This window comes from Streptomyces sp. NPDC058257, from assembly GCF_042881845.1.
GTDB lineage: Bacteria > Actinomycetota > Actinomycetes > Streptomycetales > Streptomycetaceae > Streptomyces.
Genome location: NZ_JBHVXJ010000005.1, coordinates 206644 through 224435, shown reverse-complemented (window position 1 = coordinate 224435; position 17792 = coordinate 206644). Strand labels below are relative to the sequence as shown.

The 17792-nt window shown below is 72.2% G+C and carries 17 protein-coding genes; 7 read left to right on the top strand and 10 right to left on the bottom strand.

From position 1 onward, the window contains the following. Positions 1-143 precede the first annotated feature (143 nt). Positions 144-467 carry a hypothetical protein gene (locus ACFVXC_RS15880; protein ID WP_389905947.1) on the top strand — a complete coding sequence of 108 codons (324 nt, stop codon included), beginning with the start codon at positions 144-146 and terminating at the stop codon, positions 465-467. On the opposite strand, the gene ACFVXC_RS15875 is transcribed toward ACFVXC_RS15880, so the two are convergent. The 6 genes from ACFVXC_RS15875 to ACFVXC_RS15850 form a co-directional block, all read right to left on the bottom strand. After that, positions 406-2760: a penicillin acylase family protein gene (locus tag ACFVXC_RS15875; RefSeq protein ID WP_389905666.1), complete on the bottom strand. Its 2355-nt coding sequence runs from the start codon at positions 2758-2760 to the stop codon at positions 406-408. The genes ACFVXC_RS15880 and ACFVXC_RS15875 overlap by 62 nt on opposite strands. After that, the gene (locus ACFVXC_RS15870) at positions 2760-4301 is read right to left on the bottom strand and encodes a sodium:solute symporter (RefSeq protein WP_389905664.1); all 1542 of its coding nucleotides are present in this window, start codon (positions 4299-4301) and stop codon (positions 2760-2762) included. Before ACFVXC_RS15870 ends, ACFVXC_RS15875 begins: the two co-directional genes overlap by 1 nt. After that, positions 4298-4672, bottom strand: a complete 375-nt coding sequence (locus ACFVXC_RS15865) for a DUF3311 domain-containing protein (RefSeq protein WP_389905662.1) — start codon at positions 4670-4672, stop codon at positions 4298-4300. Before ACFVXC_RS15865 ends, ACFVXC_RS15870 begins: the two co-directional genes overlap by 4 nt. 61 nt (positions 4673-4733) lie before the next feature. Continuing rightward, positions 4734-5537: an SDR family NAD(P)-dependent oxidoreductase gene (locus ACFVXC_RS15860; protein WP_389905660.1), complete on the bottom strand. Its 804-nt coding sequence runs from the start codon at positions 5535-5537 to the stop codon at positions 4734-4736. Between the two features lie 91 nt (positions 5538-5628). Beyond that, positions 5629-7074, bottom strand: coding sequence for an aldehyde dehydrogenase family protein (locus tag ACFVXC_RS15855; protein ID WP_389905658.1), 1446 nt, complete (start codon positions 7072-7074; stop codon positions 5629-5631). Continuing rightward, a complete protein-coding gene (locus ACFVXC_RS15850; protein ID WP_389905656.1) occupies positions 7071-8264 on the bottom strand; it encodes a M20 family metallopeptidase in 1194 nt (397 codons plus the stop codon). The genes ACFVXC_RS15855 and ACFVXC_RS15850 overlap by 4 nt, the downstream gene beginning before the upstream one ends. 221 nt (positions 8265-8485) lie before the next feature. On the opposite strand from ACFVXC_RS15850, the gene ACFVXC_RS15845 reads away from it, so the two are divergent. After that, positions 8486-9274, top strand: coding sequence for a FadR/GntR family transcriptional regulator (locus ACFVXC_RS15845; RefSeq protein WP_389905654.1), 789 nt, complete (start codon positions 8486-8488; stop codon positions 9272-9274). A 27-nt stretch (positions 9275-9301) separates the two neighbouring features. Here ACFVXC_RS15845 and ACFVXC_RS15840 read toward each other — a convergent pair whose 3' ends face one another. Then, positions 9302-9940, bottom strand: coding sequence for a MarR family winged helix-turn-helix transcriptional regulator (locus tag ACFVXC_RS15840; RefSeq protein WP_389905653.1), 639 nt, complete (start codon positions 9938-9940; stop codon positions 9302-9304). Positions 9941-9977: 37 nt separating this feature from the next. Then, positions 9978-11705 carry an FUSC family protein gene (locus tag ACFVXC_RS15835; RefSeq protein ID WP_389905651.1) on the bottom strand — a complete coding sequence of 576 codons (1728 nt, stop codon included), beginning with the start codon at positions 11703-11705 and terminating at the stop codon, positions 9978-9980. 168 nt (positions 11706-11873) lie between these two features. Between ACFVXC_RS15835 and ACFVXC_RS15830 the strand changes: the two genes are divergently transcribed. From ACFVXC_RS15830 to ACFVXC_RS15815, 4 genes are all read left to right on the top strand, one after another. After that, on the top strand, positions 11874-12458 hold the full coding sequence (locus ACFVXC_RS15830; RefSeq protein WP_389905649.1) for a DUF5134 domain-containing protein: 585 nt from the start codon (positions 11874-11876) through the stop codon (positions 12456-12458). A 146-nt stretch (positions 12459-12604) separates the two neighbouring features. Continuing rightward, positions 12605-13540: a M56 family metallopeptidase gene (locus tag ACFVXC_RS15825; RefSeq protein WP_389905647.1), complete on the top strand. Its 936-nt coding sequence runs from the start codon at positions 12605-12607 to the stop codon at positions 13538-13540. 111 nt (positions 13541-13651) lie between these two features. Continuing rightward, positions 13652-14350 (top strand): phosphatase PAP2 family protein, encoded by a 699-nt coding sequence (locus tag ACFVXC_RS15820; protein WP_389905645.1) that lies wholly within the window; start codon positions 13652-13654, stop codon positions 14348-14350. Between the two features lie 58 nt (positions 14351-14408). Then, positions 14409-15110, top strand: a complete 702-nt coding sequence (locus ACFVXC_RS15815) for an HAD family hydrolase (protein WP_389905643.1) — start codon at positions 14409-14411, stop codon at positions 15108-15110. Positions 15111-15140: 30 nt separating this feature from the next. Here ACFVXC_RS15815 and ACFVXC_RS15810 read toward each other — a convergent pair whose 3' ends face one another. Beyond that, positions 15141-15386, bottom strand: a complete 246-nt coding sequence (locus tag ACFVXC_RS15810; protein WP_389905641.1) for a DUF2630 family protein — start codon at positions 15384-15386, stop codon at positions 15141-15143. A gap of 191 nt (positions 15387-15577) precedes the next feature. Between ACFVXC_RS15810 and ACFVXC_RS15805 the strand changes: the two genes are divergently transcribed. Then, positions 15578-16258, top strand: coding sequence for a TetR/AcrR family transcriptional regulator (locus tag ACFVXC_RS15805; protein ID WP_389905639.1), 681 nt, complete (start codon positions 15578-15580; stop codon positions 16256-16258). Positions 16259-16280: 22 nt separating this feature from the next. Here ACFVXC_RS15805 and ACFVXC_RS15800 read toward each other — a convergent pair whose 3' ends face one another. Then, positions 16281-17783, bottom strand: a complete 1503-nt coding sequence (locus ACFVXC_RS15800) for an LVIVD repeat-containing protein (RefSeq protein ID WP_389905638.1) — start codon at positions 17781-17783, stop codon at positions 16281-16283. Between the last annotated feature and the right edge of the window lie 9 nt (positions 17784-17792).

Below are 17792 nucleotides of genomic sequence, written 5' to 3'. Positions count from 1 at the left end.
TGATCCGGTGGCGGCGGCGCGGGCGATGCTGGCCGCCATCCCGCTCCTGCGGGCAAGGTGGTCGACGTGGTCCGTCGTACGGAGGTGGCTTCGCGCGCGGGCACGCTCCCGCGGGCACGCCCGTGTCGAAGGGACGCGAGGTGATGCCGAGCGGGTGCTCGAACTCGGCTTCCGCGACGGGAACTTGCACGCCACGCTCGACGGGGGGAACCGTCGCGACCATGCCCGACCTGATCTGCGTCCTGGACAGCGGGACCAGCGACCCGGTGACCACGGAGGGCCTGCGCTACGGCCTGCGCTACGGCCTGCGTGTCAGCGTCATCGCCGCGCGCCACGCCCCCCCCGCTGGATCACTCCGGACGGGCTCGCGCTCGCCGGTCCCCGCTGCTTCGGGTACGAGGTGGACTATCCGCCCTCCGGGTCGGCCACCCCCTGAGCCTTCGCGGCGGCGGACGGTCGCAGTGTGATCGTCCGCCGTGTGTGTCTCTCCACCGCGTCGCGGGAGTAGAGGAGCGGGAAGGAACCGTCGGCGGCCCAGCTCGCGAACAGGTCGTCGTAGTGCGGGCTGCCCGGATCGCCGGACTGCCCCGGCGAGTTCATCGCCACGGAGTCGTCCCAGGAGCCGACGTCCACGACGATCCGGAAGGTGGCCCCCGCGGTCTGCCGGAACCCGGGCCCGTAGGCGGCGGCTCCCACGGTGTCGCCGCTGCCGCCGCGCGGTACTGGGCCCACGGAGGCCCAGTCCGGCGCGGGACCGCCGAGCAGGGCGGCGATGGGGTGGTGCGGGTGCGCGTGGTGAAGGGCGCCCCAGGACCAGGCGGCCGGGTCGGTGCCCAGCAGCCCGCCGAGTTCGTCGATCGCCTCCAAGAGCGTACCGAGCAGCAACCCGGGATCCGGGTCACCCTCCAGGAGCTCCAGATCGACACGGGCGTCCGCCGCCGCGTCCTCGGCGGGCAGTATCCGCGCCAGGGCCCGCTCGCGCTGCCCCTCGCCCACGGCCCCGTCGAGGGCACGCGCAAGCAGGGCGGGCCGCAGGTGCCGCCGGTACCAGACCTCGAAGAGGGCGGCGGCCGGGGAGTCGACGGTGAGACGGGCATCCCAGTCGCACAGGAGGGCCAGGGCGGTGGTGAGGGGGTCGCCGGACGCGGAAGCCCCGGATGCCGCGCTCCCGTTCCGCAACCCCGCGAGCAGCGCCTGCACCCGCCGCCCCGGCAGGCTCACATAGTCCGTCTGCAGTCCTACACAGTCCTCGACCGTCCAGGCCGCGTGCGCGCTCAGTCTCTCCGTGATGCGGTCGTGGCGTGTCGGCGCGTACCAGTCGTACGTCACCGTCTTCTCCGCGTTCGGATACGTGGGCGGCAGGTTCAGCTGGTTGGCCGTGGCGAACCAGCCCTGGGCCGGGTCGCGGACCGAGGGGAGTTCCTCCACGTCCAGGAAGCCGTCCCATTCGTAGCGGCCGTCGCCCGGCACGGGCAGGGTGCCGTCCCAGCCGGGGCGGACGGGGACACGGCCCGCGGGGCGCCAGCCGATCGTGCCGTCGGGGGACGCGTAGACCTGGTTCTCGCCGGGTGCCCCCCAGCGGCGCATCGCCGTGACGAACGCGTCGGGGTCGGCCGCCCGCATGTAGTCCATGCTGCCCAGGTAGGGGGCCATTCCCGGGCCGAGCCAGGCCGCGCGGACCGCGAACGCCGCGTTCTTCTCGGGGAGTTCACGGATGACCGGGCCGTGACGGGTGAACCACAGGTCGGCCGACACCGCGCCGCCGCCGCGTACCGGGATCGGTTCCGTGACGCGCCTCATCGGCTCCCAGCGGCCTTGGTACCAGTACTCGTGCGGGTTCGCGGGGTTCGTGCGGTAGACGTACAGGTCCTCCTGGTCGATCGGGAAGATCGTCAGACCAAAGGCGACCTGGCCGTTGTGGCCGATGGAGATGCCGGGCAGGGCCGGTTCGCCCGCCCCGATGGCGTCGATGCCGGGCGCCGAGAGGTGCGTGAGGTAGCGCAGGGCGGGCAGGGCGATCCCGCGGTGCGGGTCGTTGGCGAGGAGAGGGCGGCCGGTCGCGGTCCGGGACGGGGCGATGACCCAGTTGTTGGAGCCGTCCAGTCCCTGGCGGGGCGCCGCGCCCTCCGCCCACGGTGGCGTGGTGGCCATCTCGTACACGCGCAGGACGTCGGACGGGATGACGGACAGGTCGAGTCCTTCGGGGACCCGCAGCCGGTGCGGGGCGGGCTCACGGCGGCGGCGCAGCTCCTCCGCGTCGGGGCCGTGGTCGCGCAGGGTGAGGGCGCGGGCGACCTCGTCGCGGAGGTTGTACTGCAGGCCGTGGCTGCGGACGCGGGCCACGTCGGAGGGATGCCAGTACGCCGGTTCGTACGTCAACAGGGCGAATTCGGGCGGGAGTCGGCGCGCGTCCGCGCGGCACAGCGCCACGTACGCGTTGATGCCGTCGACGAACGCCGTCGTCACCCGTTGTGCGTCGTCCCCGTACGCACGCCACTCCTCGGCCATGTCACCGCGGTAGAGGAACAGCCGCGCCGCACGGTCGTGTTCGGCGTACCGCTCCCCGAGGACCTCGGCGAGCAGCCCGAGTCCGCGGCGCCGCCAGAGGTCCAGCTGGAAGAGTCGGTCGCGCGCGGCGTTGAAGCCCTGGGCCAGGAAGAGGTCGTCCTGCGACGCGGCGTACAGATGCGGGACGCCCCACTGGTCGATCCGGATCTCCACGGGCTCCTGGAGTCCCGGCACCTCGAAGACATCGCTCATCAGGTCTCCTTCAAGGCGGCTTTCGCCGTGCCCTCGTCCGGGACGGCCGGGGTCGCGGAGGAGACCGCGGCCGGTCCTTGCCCCGGCGCGAGCCAGACGACCGCGAGCAGCACGACGAGGTTGGCGGCGAGGGCGATGATGCCGCCGTTCACACCGTGGTACGGGTCGTTGTCGGTGGCCCACAGCAATGTCATCACCGCGAGACCGGTGAGCATCCCGCAGACGGCGGCCCGCGCGGTCAACCGCCGCCAGAACAGGGCGAGCAGCACGACGGGAACGAGCTGCGCCAGACCCTCGTACGACAGGACGGAGAGCTCCACGAGGGTGTTCGGATAGAAGAGGCTTCCCGCGAGTGCGATCAACCCGGCGATGACACACACCAGTTGGGAGAGCCGCTTGGCCCGCATGTCGTGGGCGTCGCCGGATGTGCCGAGCGCCCGGCGGCGCGCCCGCGGATCGGCGCCGTTGCCGCCGCCGAGAACGGTGCGGCCCCACAGCGTGCCGATGGAGAGCATGAAGACGCTCATCGGCACGATCGCCGAGAGGGCGCCCGCGACGCCGATGAGCGCGACGACGGGTGAGGGCAGGGAGTCGGTGACGAGGCTGAAGAGGGCCAGGTCGGGGTTGCCCAGGGTCGGCATCACGAACAGCGCCGTGGCGCCGACCACCATCGGGACGAAGAGAAGCAGCTGGTACCAAGGCAGGAGCAGCGCGTTGCGACGCAGCGCGTTGGGGCTCCTGGCGCTGAGGTAACCGGCGACGGTGGTCGGGAAGATGGTGATCGTCACGGCGTTCAGGACGACGGTGCTCAGGAACCACATGGCGTTGCGCCCGCCGGACTCGTGCCCGGGGAAGGTCAGCCACTCGGGCTTCTCGGTCACCATGCGCTGCATGAAGTCGCTGAACCCGCCGAGGTAGTGCATCGGGATGTACACGGCGAGGAACACGACGGCGACGATCACCAGCATGTCCTTGAGCGCGCTCACCCACGCCGAGCCGCGCAGCCCTGACACGAGGATGAACACCTCGGCCACGACGAAGGAGATGACGGCCGCGACCTTCAGATCGACGCTGCCGTACGTCATCGCGTTCACCACCACGCCCATGCCCTGAATCTGGACCTGGATGTAGGGGACGATGAAGACCGTCGCGACGACGGCCACGAGAATCCCCACCGGGCGTGAGCGGAACCGGAATTCGGCGATGTCCGCGATGGAGATGAGGCCGTGCCGGGACGCGTACGTCCACAGGGCGGGGCCGACGACGTACGCGACGGCGAAACCGACGGTCAGGTAGGCGACCAGATAGAGGATCGGCGCGCCGAAGGAGTACGACCAGCCCGCGGTGCCGAGGAACGAGAAGCTCGTGTACGTCTCGCCTGCCATGAGCAGCCAGATGAACAGGACGCCGAGTCCGCGGCTGGAGACGGACCACTCGGCGAGGCCCTTGGACCGGCCGCGGGCGCTCCATACGCCGATCCCGATGGTGGCGACCATGGCGAGGCCGAAGATGGTGGTCGCGACGGCCGCGGAGCCGTTCATCGGCGGCCTCCTTCGGTGTCGGTGCCCGGGAGGTCGTCGCCGTGATCGTCGCCGTGGTCGTCGGCCGGGATGGGCTCGACGGCGTTCGCGCGGTACGCCGGGTCGAGCCGGGCGGCGAGCCAGATGACCAGGGGACTGATCACCGTGGCGGCGATGACCCAGGCCAGGAGGAAGGGGATGCCCAGGACGCGCGGCTCGATGCGGTTGGCCACGAACGGGGCGGCGCCGTAGAGCAGGACGGGGACGAGGAGCAGCCAGAGGGAGGGGCGGGCCACGCCGCGGAGGGTGGGGAGGCCGTCGAGCGGGGAGGCCATGGGGTCCGGTGGGTCCGGCGGGCGCCGCGAGCCGCTGTCTTCGGCTGTCGGGGGCATGAGGGGGCTCCTTGGGGAGGGGCGGGGAGGGTCGATCGGGGCCGCAGGGGATCACACACGATCACACGGAGGGGTCGTAACGCCCGTCGACCGCCGTCCAGCCGCCGTCGACGCTCAGCACGGTGCCGGTGACGAAGGTGGACGCGTCCGACACGAGATAGGCGACGGCTCCGGCGAGTTCGTCGGCACGGGCCCACCGCTTGAGCGCGGAGGCTTGGGCATAGGCGTCGAACCATGCGGGGTCGGCGGCGATCTGGTCGGTGAGCGGAGTACGGACGACGCCGGGCGCGACCGCGTTGAACCGCACGCCCTGCGGCCCCCATTCCGCGGCGGCGGTCCGCAACAACTGGACGAGGCCCGCCTTGGACGCGGCGTAGGGACCCTGCCCCGGCTCCACCTGGAAGGCCCGCATCGAGGCGAAGCCGACCACGCTCCCCCGGCCGCGCTCGGCCATGCCGGGGGCGACGGCCTGGATGAGCGTGAGGTAGGAGCGCAGGTTCAGGGCGATGACGCGGTCGAACTCGTCGAGGCCGTAGTCGGCGATGCGCTTGCGCACGTTGGCCCCGACGGTGACGACGAGCCCGTCGAGCGCTCCCCATGCGGCGACGGCGGCCCGGACGGCGTCGGGGTCGAGGACGTCCAGGGGGTGCGTGACGGCGGTGGCGACGCTCCGGCCCGACGCCGTCCCGCCCTCCCCCACCGCGAGCGCCACCGTCTCTGCCGCTCCCTGCGTGTCCCGGTCGGCGACGATGACATGCGCGCCCTGGGCGACGAGCGCGCGGGCGGCCTCGCGGCCGATGCCGCTCGCGCCGCCCACGACCGCGACGCGGCGGCCGTCGAGCCGGAACAGATTGCCGTAATCCATGGTGGTGATGCCTCTCTTGCCGGGGACGTCGGCTGACCGACCGTTGTCTGCTGAGGGCCCAGGGCCCAGGGCCCAGGTCCGAGCTGACGGCCTAGGGCCTGATGACCGCCATCCGCGTCACCGTCAGTTCCTCGATGGCGAACCTGGGACCCTCGCGGCCGATGCCCGAGTCCTTGACGCCGCCGTACGGGGCGATGTCGCTGCGGTAGCCGGGGACTTCGTTCACCACCACGCCACCGACCTCCAGGCGGTCCACGGCCTCCAGGGCGGCCCTCAGGCCGCTGGTGTAGACGGCCGCGTGCAGGCCGTAGCGGCTGGCGTTGACCACGTCGTAGGCGGTGTCCAGATCCGGCACCGTGCGCAGGCAGACGACCGGGCCGAAGATCTCCTCGTCCCAGGCGGGTTCGCCGTCGGGAACGTCCGCGAGCAGAGTCGGCGTGACGCACCTGCCGCCCGCGTCGCGCACTCCCCCGGCCACGAGGCGTGCGCCGGCCGCCCGAGCCCGTTCGACCCGGTCGAGCACCCGCTCCGTCGCCGCCCGGTCGATGAGCGCCGATACGCGGGTCTCAGGGGCTCGGGGGTCGCCGACCACCACGTCCGGCAGCCGCTCCACGAGCCGCTTCTCGAACTCGTCCGCCACCGCGTCCACCACGATGACCCGCTGTACGGAGATGCAGGCCTGGCCCGATGCGTAGAATCCGCCCCGCACCACCGCGTCCGCCGCCGCGTCGAGATCGGCGTCGGCCGCCACGACGAGCGCCGCGTTGGAGCCGAGTTCGAGGACCACCTTGCGGGGCGCCGCGTCCCGCGCGATGTGGTGCCCGACGGCGGCGGACCCGGTGAAGGAGACCGCCGCGACCTCCGGATGTGTGGTGAGCGTACGGCCGACCTCCGCGTCCCCCGTGACGAGTTGCACCGCTCCGGCGGGCGCGCCGGCCGCCACGAGCTGCTCCCGTACGAGATGGACGAGCCGCAGGGTGGCCAGCGGCGTCGCCGGCGCGGGCTTGACGATCACCGGGCAGCCCGCGGCGAGCGCCGGTGCGATCTTGTGGGAAGCGAGAAGGACCGGGTAGTTGAAGCCCGCGATGCCGACCACGACGCCCACGGGCCGTCGCGTCCAGAAGCCGAAGAGGCCCTCCCCGGACGTCTGGAGGTCCAGCGGCACGGTCTCGCCGTGCAGATGGGCCACCTCGTCCGCGGCGGCCTGCCACGTGGCCACGGTCCGCTGCATCTCGACCCCGCAGTCGACCCGCGGCTTCCCGGTCTCCAGGACGAGCAGGTCCACCAGCTCGGGCACCGCGTCGGCAAGCGCCACCGCGACCCCGGTGAGCACCTGCCGCCGCACCCCCGCGGTCAGCCCGCCGACCCGCACACGGATCGCCGCGGCGTGTTCGACGGCCCGCCCCGCGAGGTCTTCGTCGCCGACCGGCGCCGGGGCGATCTCAGTGCCGTCGTACGGGAAGAGGACGGGCCGGCTCTCCGGCGCGGACACCCAGCCGTCCCCGATGGGCAGCCCTTCGGGGCAGGTCGTCGTCATCGCGTGCCTCCGGTGGTGCCGGTCAGGAACGAGCGCGCCGCGGCGGTGTACACCCGGGTGTACTCGACGATCTCGCGCACCTCGACGAACTCGTCCTTCTGGTGCGCGATCCACTTCCCGCCGGGTCCGTAGACGACGGTCGGCAGACCGGCGTCGCGGGTGAGGATGGTGCCGTCCGTGGTGCCTGGCACGGCACCGAACGGCGGTGCGGCGCCGTGCACCTGGCGGTGCCCGTCGACGAGGGCGGTGACCACCGGGTGGTCCTCGGCGATCTCGATGGCGGGCCGGTCGTCGACGACGGTGACCCCGACACCCACCCCCACGCTGCCTGCCGCGTCGAGCGCGCACTGCCTGACGCGCTCGATGAGTTCCGTGTGATCGGTACCGGGGATCGTACGTACGTCGATGCCGACGACACCGTGTGCGGGGATGACGTTGAGCTGATCCGGGTCACCGCCGTGCAGCACGGTCGGCGTGAGAGTCACGCTCCCGGCGTGCGGATGGGTGCCGTACCGCTTCTGGGCCCAGGTCTGCACGTCACCGAGGGCCTCCACGATGCGCGCCCCGGCGACGATCGGGCTCTTGGCCTCCTGCGGCATGGCACCGTGGGCCATCACCCCGTCGAGATCGAGCCGGAGCCGGATGCCGCCACGGGCGGAGGTGCAGACCTCGTACCCCTCCGGCTCGCAGACGATGACCCCGTCCACCTCACGCGCGAGCGGCGTCGCGGCGAACGCCTTCGCGCCGAGCATCAGTCCTTCCTCGTCGCACAGCACTCCGAGGACGACGCGGCCCGGGAAGGGCCCGGCGAGTTGCAGGGCCCGCACCCCGTAGATCATCGCCGCGACACCGGACTTCATGTCGGCGGAACCGCGCCCCCACAGTCTGCCGTCCCGGATCTCGGCGCCGTAGGGATCGACGCTCCAGTCCTGCGGATCCCCCTCCGTGACGACGTCGATGTGCCCCTCGAACATCAGGGTCGGCCCTTCGCCTCCCCCGCCCTCGATGACGGCGACGGTGTTGGGCCGCCCCGGCGCGACCTCGACCACGTCGTACGTCCAGCCGAACTCGGTGAAGAGCCGGGCGACGAGTTCGGCCGCGGGCCGCTCGACCTCGGTGGACCCGGCCGCGTTGACGGTACGCAGCCGGACCAGATCCTGGGTGAAGGCGACGACGGCCGAATCAGTCACGGGCGTGCTTGAGCTGGTGTGACGTGAGCTGGTGTGCATGGAACCTCCAAGTCGGTCGGCCACGAGGCCAGTCGACTGGTCAGACCAGTTGAGTTCCCGTACTCTGCCTCCACGTTCATGGCCGGGTCAACCACCAGATCTTGGTTTTCGCGCGCCGATGTCCGCATCGACGTTCGCGCCGATGTCGCGTATCAGCTACGTACCGTGGAGGGGGCGGGCCGATGGCCGCCGACGACACCGACCTGTTCCGGCCGGTCACACCGGTCCGGGCCTATCAGCGGGTGGCGGAGCAGATCGAGGAGCGCATCCTCAGCGGTGATCTGCCTCCCGGCGCACGGCTGCCCGCCGAGCGAGAGCTGGTCAACCGCTTCGGTGTGGGCCGCTCCACGGTCCGCGAGGCGCTGCGCGTCCTGCAGTCGGCGGGCCTGATCCGCTCCCGCCCCGGCGACCCGCTGGGGGCCGAGGTGCTCGGCGTCTCCCCCGACAATCTCAGCCAGGCCCTGGGCCGCCTCACCCGCTCCAGCGTGGCGACGCTCGGCGAACTGGTGCAGTTCCGCATGGTGTTGGACGCCGAGAGCAACCGTCTGGCGGCGCGCCTGCACGACGATGACGACCTCGCCCGGATGCGCGAGCAGATCACCCGCATGGAATCGCTCAGCGACGCAGGTGGCGGCAGCGGCCCGACGGCCCTGCACGCGTTCAGCGAGGCGGACGCGCTCTTCCACCGCGCGATCGCCGAGGCGAGCGGCAATTCCCTCCTCGGCCTGTGCGCACGTGCCGTGCACGAGGCGGTGGTCGATGTCATCGAGAAGAAGATCGCGGGCGTCACGGACACCACGGCCTGGATGGAGCGCTCCATAGCCCACCACCGCGAGGTCCTGGCGGCGATCAGCGCGGGCGACGGGCCGTCGGCCGCCCGTCTGGGCCGTTCAGCGCTGCACGAGTACTACGCGGATCATGTGGAGCCCGAGACAAGGGAGTTGCTGGCGGCGTCCGTCGAGGACCACTGACACCCCCTCGCCCCTCCGCGTGGCTCCTCAGCCCCGGAACCCCGGCGAGAGCCCGAGCCGCCCCTCCAGCTGCCCCAGCAACTCCCCCAGCAGTGCGCTCAGTTGACCCTGGCCGTCCCCGTCGAGACCGGCCAGGACAACCGTCTCGTAGGCGAGCTGATCGGGCAGGATGGAGTCGACCAGGTCGCGGCCCGTGCCGGTCAGGCTGACGTGCGATACGCGGCGGTCACGGGTGTCGGCGCGCCGGTCGACGAGGTCGCGCTCCTGGAGCTGCTTGAGACGCTTGGTGACGGCGGCGCCCGAGGAGAAGGTCTCGCGGGCCAGTTCGCCGGGGGTCAGTTCGTGGCCGGTGCGGCGCAGCGCGCCGAGGAGGTCGAACTCGGGGCGGGTCAGGCCGACGCGGCGCAGCGGCGCGTCCTCGGCCTGCTGCAGGAGGGCCGCGCAACGGTTGATGCGGCCGATGACCTCCATGGGACCCGTGTCGATGTCCGGCCGCACCGTCTGCCACTGCCGCACGACGGCGGCCACGGTGTCGCGGGGCGCGCCGACGCCGGGGGCACCGCCCGCCGCGCCCGCGGCGCCGGCCGCGGCACTGCTCGCGCCGCCGTCTCCCGCACGGGCGCCCACGGCTTCCGCCGCCGCGTCCCGTTCGCTCCCGTTCCTCATGCGCCCCTGTCCTCGCCCTTCCGCCCGGCCCGGCCCGTCATACCCGTACGCGCTGTACCCGTACGCGCTCGCCTTGCTCCATGCCTCGTACCGTCGCCGCGAGCGTACGGTGTCCCGCCTGCTCGGCGAGCATCACCCGCTGGTCCGGCAGGGCGCGCTGCCACCATTCGCCCGCCGCCGCGTCGTGGGCGGTGCGCAGGTCGACGAGGGCGGCGGTCAGGCCGCGGCGCGCCGGGCGCAGGGCGCCGGGGGTGGGGAGCGGTCCTGCCAGGGCCTGTTCGGCGCGGGCGCGGGCCCGGTCGGTGGCGTCGATGGCCAGCTCGATGTGGTCGGCGGCGCGCCGGTTGGTGACGGCGATCGCAGCGAGGACGCCGAGCAGCGCGCCCACGAGCGTGTCCACGACCCGGTCGAGGATGAGGCCTCCGGGCTGCTGGAACCGTGCGAACTCGGTGACGAGGAGGGCCATCGGCGTGACGCACACGCTGCCGAGCCAGTAGTTGCGGCCCATCAGCGCCTCCGCCCCGAAGGCGAGAGCCAGACAGCAGATGATGAGCGCGGCCTGACTGAGGTGGGCCAACGGGGCGATCGCGGCGAAGGCGAGCACTCCGACGAGGTTGCCGACCACGCGCTGCACTCCCCTGTTCCAGGTGAGCGTGACGTTGGCCTGGTAGAGCGAGGCCGCCGTGACAAGGGCCCAGTAGGGGCGGCCGACGCCGAGCGCCAGTGACGCGTACCCCGCGAGCGCGCAGCCGACGGCCGTGCGCAGCGCGATGGGCAGCAGCGGGGATCCGGGGGCCAGTCGCCGCCACAGCACGCCCTTCGCGGCTCCTGCCGCCAACTCGGCTTCCACTCCGAGGAGTTCGTCATCGGCATCGGGGCGTACGTCGGCGGGGCGCGGCACCGCACCCGTACCGCGCAGCCCCGCCGCCCAGGAGCGCAGCTGGGCGGGGTCCGCCGCCGACGGCGCCGCCAGCGCCTCCTCGGCGCGGATCACCAGGCGCTCCAGGGCGCGGCGCGCCGCTGTGCGGGCGCCGGTGGCGAGCAGCGACTGCCAGGCGGCGTGCACGGCCGCCGCCGCGCCCGGCCGGGCGCGCTCGCGGTCCGGGCCCGACGCCTCGGCGTACGCGGCTGCCGCGTGCAGGGCCCGCGCGGTGGCCCGGCGCTCGGGGCCGTGCGGCCGCACCAGGGCGGGGGCCATGCCGACGAGCCAGGCCACGGCGCCCGCGCCGAGCGTCAGGGCCAGGTGTCCTGGGACCTGCCCGATGGCCTGCGGCGCGAACAGGGTGGCGGAGCTGATGAACGTGAAGATGAGGTGGCCGGGCGGGCCGATGCGCGTCGCGTCGCAGAGCGTCTTCTGTGCCGCGGCGAGCAGCGCGCCGACCGCCACGAGCACTGCCGCCGACGTGGTGAGCGAGGCGGCGACCATGGCGGCGCCGACACTTGCCAGCATCCCCAGGACGACACCGGCGAGGGCGCGGGACCGCGCCGCGTAGGGGAGGTTGTGGGCGTAGAGGGCGCAGAAGGATCCGGCCATCGTGTACATGACGAGGTCGAGGCGGCCGATCGCGAGGAGCGTCAGATTCGGTATCGCGGTGGCGACGACGACGCTCGACGCGGGTTTGAACCAGATGTCGGACGGCTTGCCAGGACGCAGCACACCGGCGAGCGGCAGTCGGCGGACCCGGAGACGGGCACGGAAGCGGTCGCGGAGGCGGACACGGGAGGGGCCGGACGGGCGCGGTGAAGATGGCGGTGTACTGCTCATACCTAGAACATTAGCAAGTGTTTTACTCGGAAACGATTTACTCCGGGAGTCGCCTCCCTCACGGCCCGTCCGCTCCCTCCGCGCTCCCCGCGTACACCCGTGCGCTCGCATACGACGCCCCGTGCGAGGGCATCGACCCGACGACACCGTCGATCGGGGAGGTGTGCGGTGCACGGACCGGCGCAGGCCGGCTGGCTGCTCGTCGCGCTGTGCGCGGCGACCGGGTCCTACTGCCTGCTGCGGATGCGCAGCAGGGTCGAGGAACAGCGCCGGGCGGCCGGCGGCGAGGCGCTCATGGGGTTCGGGATGGCCCTGATGGCCCTGCCCGCGGCCGTACTGACCCCGCCGCGGTGGGCCTGGCTCGGGTACGCGGCCGTGTTCGGCGTGGCGGCGCTTCGGGCCCTGTGGGCGGCGCGACGCACTCGGCACCATCTGCATCACCTGGTCGGCGCCTGCGCCATGGTCTACATGGCGGTGGCCATGACCACGACCCCCGCCGCGCACACGGGCCACGGCGGCGGGGGCGCACCGGCGCTCACGGGAGTCATGCTGCTGTACTTCGCGGGGTACGTGCTCTGGTCGGGGGTCCGCCTCCTGCCCGTAGCGGCTCCCGTACCGGCATCCGTACCGACGCTCGCGGCGACGGAGGGAGGCGGTACCACGGTCATCGGGTGGGGCGACCGTACGGAACTGGCGATGGCGTGCCGGCTTTCCATGGGCATCGCCATGATCGCGATGCTGCTGACCCTGTAGCCGCGGCAGCCATGGAAACCGCGGCGGGCCCGCCCAACGGAATCCGCGGGGCCGTAAGGGGCGATATCCCGCGATCCGCCGTGGCGTGCGTCACCTTCGGCGATAGGTCGTACCCTCCGACAGCGCCACCCTCATAGTCTTGACGCATGTTGCTCCCCGTTGCGCTGTTGCTGCTGGGCGCCCTCACCGCCGTCGTCGCCCCGCGCCTCCTGGCGCGCGCCGACTGGCCGGAGCGCGAACCGGTGGTCGCGCTGTGGGCGTGGCAGTGCGTCGTGGCGGGTGTGCTCATGTGCTGCGCCCTGTCGATGACCCTGAGCGCCGCCGCCGCGTGGCAGGCCGTACGCGGCCATGTCTTCGCGCCCGCGCCGCACGACGTCGTCGAGGCGTACGCGCTGGGGGCCGGCGGCTCCTGGGCGCCCGCGACCGCCGTGGCGCTGGCCCTGGGCGCCGTGTGGACCGCCGCGATGCTGACCCGGGAGATCTCCCGGGCGCGCACCAGGCGCCGCAAGCGTCGCAGCGAACTGCTCCTGCGCGCACCTCTGTTGCCCGGCGAGGAGCCCGGCGCCGACCGTCTCGTCGTCCTGGAGGGCGAGCGCCCCGACGCCTGGTGGCTGCCGGGCGCCGCGCCCCAACTGGTCATCACCACGGCCGCGTTGCGCCGCCTCAAGGGCCGTCAGCTGGATGCGGTGCTCGCTCATGAGCAGGGGCACGCCCAGGCACGGCACGACTGGCTCCTGCACTGTTCGGGCGCGCTGGCCACGGGGTTCCCGCAGGTGCCGGTGTTCGCCGCGTTCCGTGGCGAGATGCACCGCCTGGTCGAGCTGGCCGCCGACGACGTGGCCTCACGGCGTTTCGGGCGCCTGACGATCGCTCTCGCGCTGGTCGAGCTCAACGAGGACCGGGGCGTTTTCGGCCCCTGCCCGACCCCGCACGCGCACGTGCCGCAGCGGGTGCACCGACTGCTGTCCGCACGGCCGCGGCTCACCGCTGGGCGGCGGCTGCGGCTGACGGCGGCCGCCGCGCTGGTGCCGGTGATTCCGCTCCTTGTGACGTTCGTGCCCGGGCTGCGCGCCCTGGGATAGCGGCCTGCCGCCCGGCCGAGGCCCCCTGGAGCCGAGGCCGAGGCCGCCCGGTTTCACCGGGACCGCGCCCCGGGATGGCCCTCACCGCCGCCCGTCGGCGAGGATCTCCCCATGCACCCCGCCGCACCGCTCGAATCACCGCCCGGTCCGCCCGGCCCGCGAACATCCCGCGCCATGCTCACCGCCGCACTCCTGTGCGTGCCATCGGCCCTGCTGATCCTCCTGGTCGAGCTGGAGTGGGGCCCCCTGCGCACCCTCGACGGCGACATCGCGCGCACCACGCACCGCTGGGCCGTCGCGCACGACGGCCTCACCCACGCGAGCCGCGTCCTGACCGACTGGGTGTGGGACCCGTGGACGATGCGCGCGCTGATCACCGTGGCCGTGCTGTGGCTCGCCTTCCGCGGCGCGTACTGGCTCGCGCTGTGGCTGGCGGTCACCTGCGCGGTGGGCACCGTGGTGCAGCAGGGGCTCAAGGCGGCGGTCGACAAACCGCGCCCGGTGTGGCCGGACCCGGTGGACTCCGCGCACTTCGCGGCCTTCCCTTCGGGGCACGCCCTGACGGCGACGGTCGTCTGCGGACTCCTCCTGTGGCTGCTCCGCGTGTACGGCGCCGGGCCCGCCCTGTGGCGCACGGGTGTGACGATCGCCGTGGTCTGCGTCGTCGGGGTCGGCGTGACCCGGATCTGGAACGGCGTGCACTGGCCCTCAGACGTCGTCGGCGGCTGGCTGCTCGGTGCCCTCATGGTGGCGCTCGCGATCGCCACCTACCCGTACCGGCCGGGAGCCCGCGCCGTGAGGCTCGCGTAACGGGCCTGCCTCCGAGCCCACTTGACCGCCCGCAGACCGGCCACGGAGGATCCCTGCCATGACGATCAGGGGTGTGCTCTTCGATTTCTCCGGGACCCTGTTCCGCGTCGAATCCACCGGTGCCTGGCTGCGCGCGGTGCTCCAGGAGGCCCGGCTGCCGCTCCCCGAAGCGGAGTTCGAGCGCCTGACGAACGACCTGGAGCGGGCGGGCGCGCTGCCCGCCGGGCCGCGTCCCACGGCGGTGCCCGACCATCTCGCCGAGCTCTGGGCCCACCGCGACCGCAGCGCCGCGGAGCACCGTGCCGCGTTCACGGGCCTCTCGCGCGAGGTCCCGCTGCCCGCACCTCATCTGCACGACGCCCTGTACGAGCGCCATATGACGCCGGGGGCCTGGCGCCCCTACGCGGACGCCGCCGAGGTGCTCGCCGCGCTCCGGGAGCGGGGCGTCCCTGTCGCGGTGATCAGCAACATCGGCTGGGATCTGCGCCCCGTCTTCCGCGCCCACGGTCTCGACCCGTACGTGGACGCGTACGCCCTGTCGTACGAGCACGAGGTCCAGAAGCCCGACCCGCGCCTGTTCGCGCGCGCCTGTGAGGTCATCGGCGTGGATCCGGCGGACGCTCTGATGGTCGGCGACGACCGGCACGCGGACGCGGGCGCCGCCACGCTCGGCTGCGCCGTGCACTTCGTGGACCATCTGCCCGTGGACCGGCGGCCGGACGGACTGCGTCCCGTCATCGGCCTCGTCGACAGGGGCTGAGGCGTCGCCGGTCGTCCCCGGGCAGTGGGCCTACGACCAGTAGCCCTCGACCTCGGCGACGGGCCGTGCCCGCGCCTCCTGAGGGTTCCCGCCGAACTCGGCCTTCGCGCGCCGCTGGCGCAGCAGGTCCCAGCACCGGTCGAGTTCCCGCTCGATGGCACCGAGTCGCGCGCGCTCCGTCGACTCGTCGATCGCGCCCGACGCGAGGGAGTCCCGCAGCGTCCGCTCGTCGTCGACCATCGACGAGATCCGGGACAGAATCTGCTCTTGATCCATCTCAGTACGCCTCCTCGGCCCCCTGGCCCACTGTAAGGAGGGTTCGGCCGATCGGCACCCGTGGGCAGGCAACACTCCCCCGCGGTGTTGCCTGCCCCAGGTCGCACCGGACCGTGAAAGACACGCCTTGGCGTCCTGGCCCGAGACCCTGAGTATACTGGCTGAGAGCCAGTCAACGCAGGAGTTACAGAATGTCCCCGCGTAGCGCATCGGTCAATGAAGAGTTGCGAAGGCGTTCCAGGGAACGGCTCCTCCAGGCCACGGTCGAGCTGGTGAGCGAGCGCGGCTATGAGGCGACGACGCTCGGCGACATCGCCGACCGCGCGGGCTCGGCCCGCGGCCTCGTGTCGTACTACTTCCCCGGCAAGCGGCAGCTCCTGCAGTCGGCGGTGCACCGCCTGATGCACCGCACCCTTGAGGCCGCCCTCGAACGCGATCCCCCGGCCACGGACGGGGATGAGCTCCTGGCCCGCGCCATCGACGCGGTCCTGGGCCTGGCCAGGGACCAGCCCGTTCTCATGCGCACCCACATGGCGGGGATCCTGCAGGCCGACGGGTTCGTACGCTGCCCGGAGCAGCAGCAGCTCGCCGAACTCCTCCGCGACACCGTCGTACGCAACGGGTCGCTCGATGTGGACACCGACTATCCGCTGCTGCGCGCGCTGCTGATGGGCGCGGTCTTCGCGGTGCTGCTTCCGGGGGCGCCGATGCCGGCGGGCGCGCTGCGGTCGGAGCTGTTCCAGCGGTACGGGCTCGCGTGGGAGCTGGGCGTCCCGCCGGGCGATGAACCGCTCGGCGGGACGCATGCGCGGGTCGACGATCAGTCCGCGCAGGAGACGCGGTCCGCTCAGCGTCCCGCTCAGTCGAAGTAGTCGACTGAGGAAAATGGTCCGGTCAGTCGAAGTAATCCGGCTGGGTCTGGACGTTGAGCTCACGGACACGTACCCGCTCGGCGGGATCCGTCCGCTTGTCGTCGATCTTCAGGACGTCGAAGCCCTTGGCGATGTCGTTCGAGTAGATGTAGCCGTTGTAGTAGTACGCCGACCACGAGCCGCCCACCTGGATCGCGTCGGTGGAGAGGGGGCCGCGCTCGAAGTAGCCGATCTCCTTCGGCTTCGAGGAGTTCGTGAAGTCCCAGACGGAGACGCCGCCCTGGTACCACGCCTGGACCATCAGGTCCTTGCCCTTGACCGGGATCAGCGAGCCGTTGTGGGCGACACAGTTCTCGGTCGCGGCCTGGTGGCGCGGGATCTTGTAGTAGCTCTTGAAGACGAGCTTGCGGTGATCGCCCTTGCCCTTGATGTCGTAGATGCCGTTGGCACCGCGCTCGGGACCTGTCGCCTCGTCGCAGGTGGCGCCGCCACCGCCGCCGAGCTCATCGGTGAAGACGACCTTGTTCGCCTTCTGGTTGAAGGTCGCCGAGTGCCAGAACGCGAAGTTCTTGTTGTCCTGGACCTGGTCGATGACCTTGGGCTTCTCGGGGTTCTTGATGGAGAAGAGGATTCCGTCGCCCATGCAGGCACCGGCGGCGAGGTCCTCGGAGGGCAGCACGGTGATGTCGTGGCAGCCGGTGGTCTTGGAGACGCCCGGGTTGGTGGGCCCGCCGGGGTTGCCACCGCCGTCGGGGCCTTCACCCGGGAAGAGCACGGGGAAGTCGACGACCGCCGCCTTCTGCGGGGCCTTGCGGGGCACCTTGATGATGGAAATGCCGTCGTGCGGCGGCTGGCAGTCCGGGAACGTCGCGCTCGGGGAGTACGAAGAGACGTACACGTAGACGTTCTTCTTCTCCGGCACCAGGGTGTGCGTGTGCGAGCCGCAGGCGGTCTCGACGGCCGAGACGTACTTCGGGTTCGACTTGTCGCTGATGTCGAAGACCTTCATGCCCTCCCACGAGGACTTCTCGGTCGCGGGCTGCGTGGTGCTGTTGCAGGAGTTGTCGCTGCGCGAGGAGTCGGTGGAGAGGAAGAGCAGGTTCCCGGAGACGGAGATGTCGTTCTGCGAGCCGGAGCACAGGACCTGGGACACGGTCCGCGGCTTCTTGGGGTTGCTGATGTCGTAGATGCGGAAGCCGTCGTAATTGCCCGCGAAGGCGTACTTCCCCTGGAAGGCGAGGTCGGTGTTGAACCCCGGCAGCGCGTCCTTGGGGATGTTCGCGAGATGTTCGATGTTGTCCGAATGCACGATCTCGTCGGGCGCGGGTATCTCACCGCTCTTGATGGCCGCCTTCGCATCGGCGGCGTCGCTCTTCGACACGCTCTTGGGCGCGGCGGGCGAGTCACCCGGGTCCGGCGTCGCTCCGGCGGGCGCCGCACTGAACAGCGCGGCAATCAGTCCGAGCGCGGCCGCACCGACGCCCAAGCGTCTGCGCCGTGTTCGGGAATTGTTCAACAGGGTCACTGCGTCCTC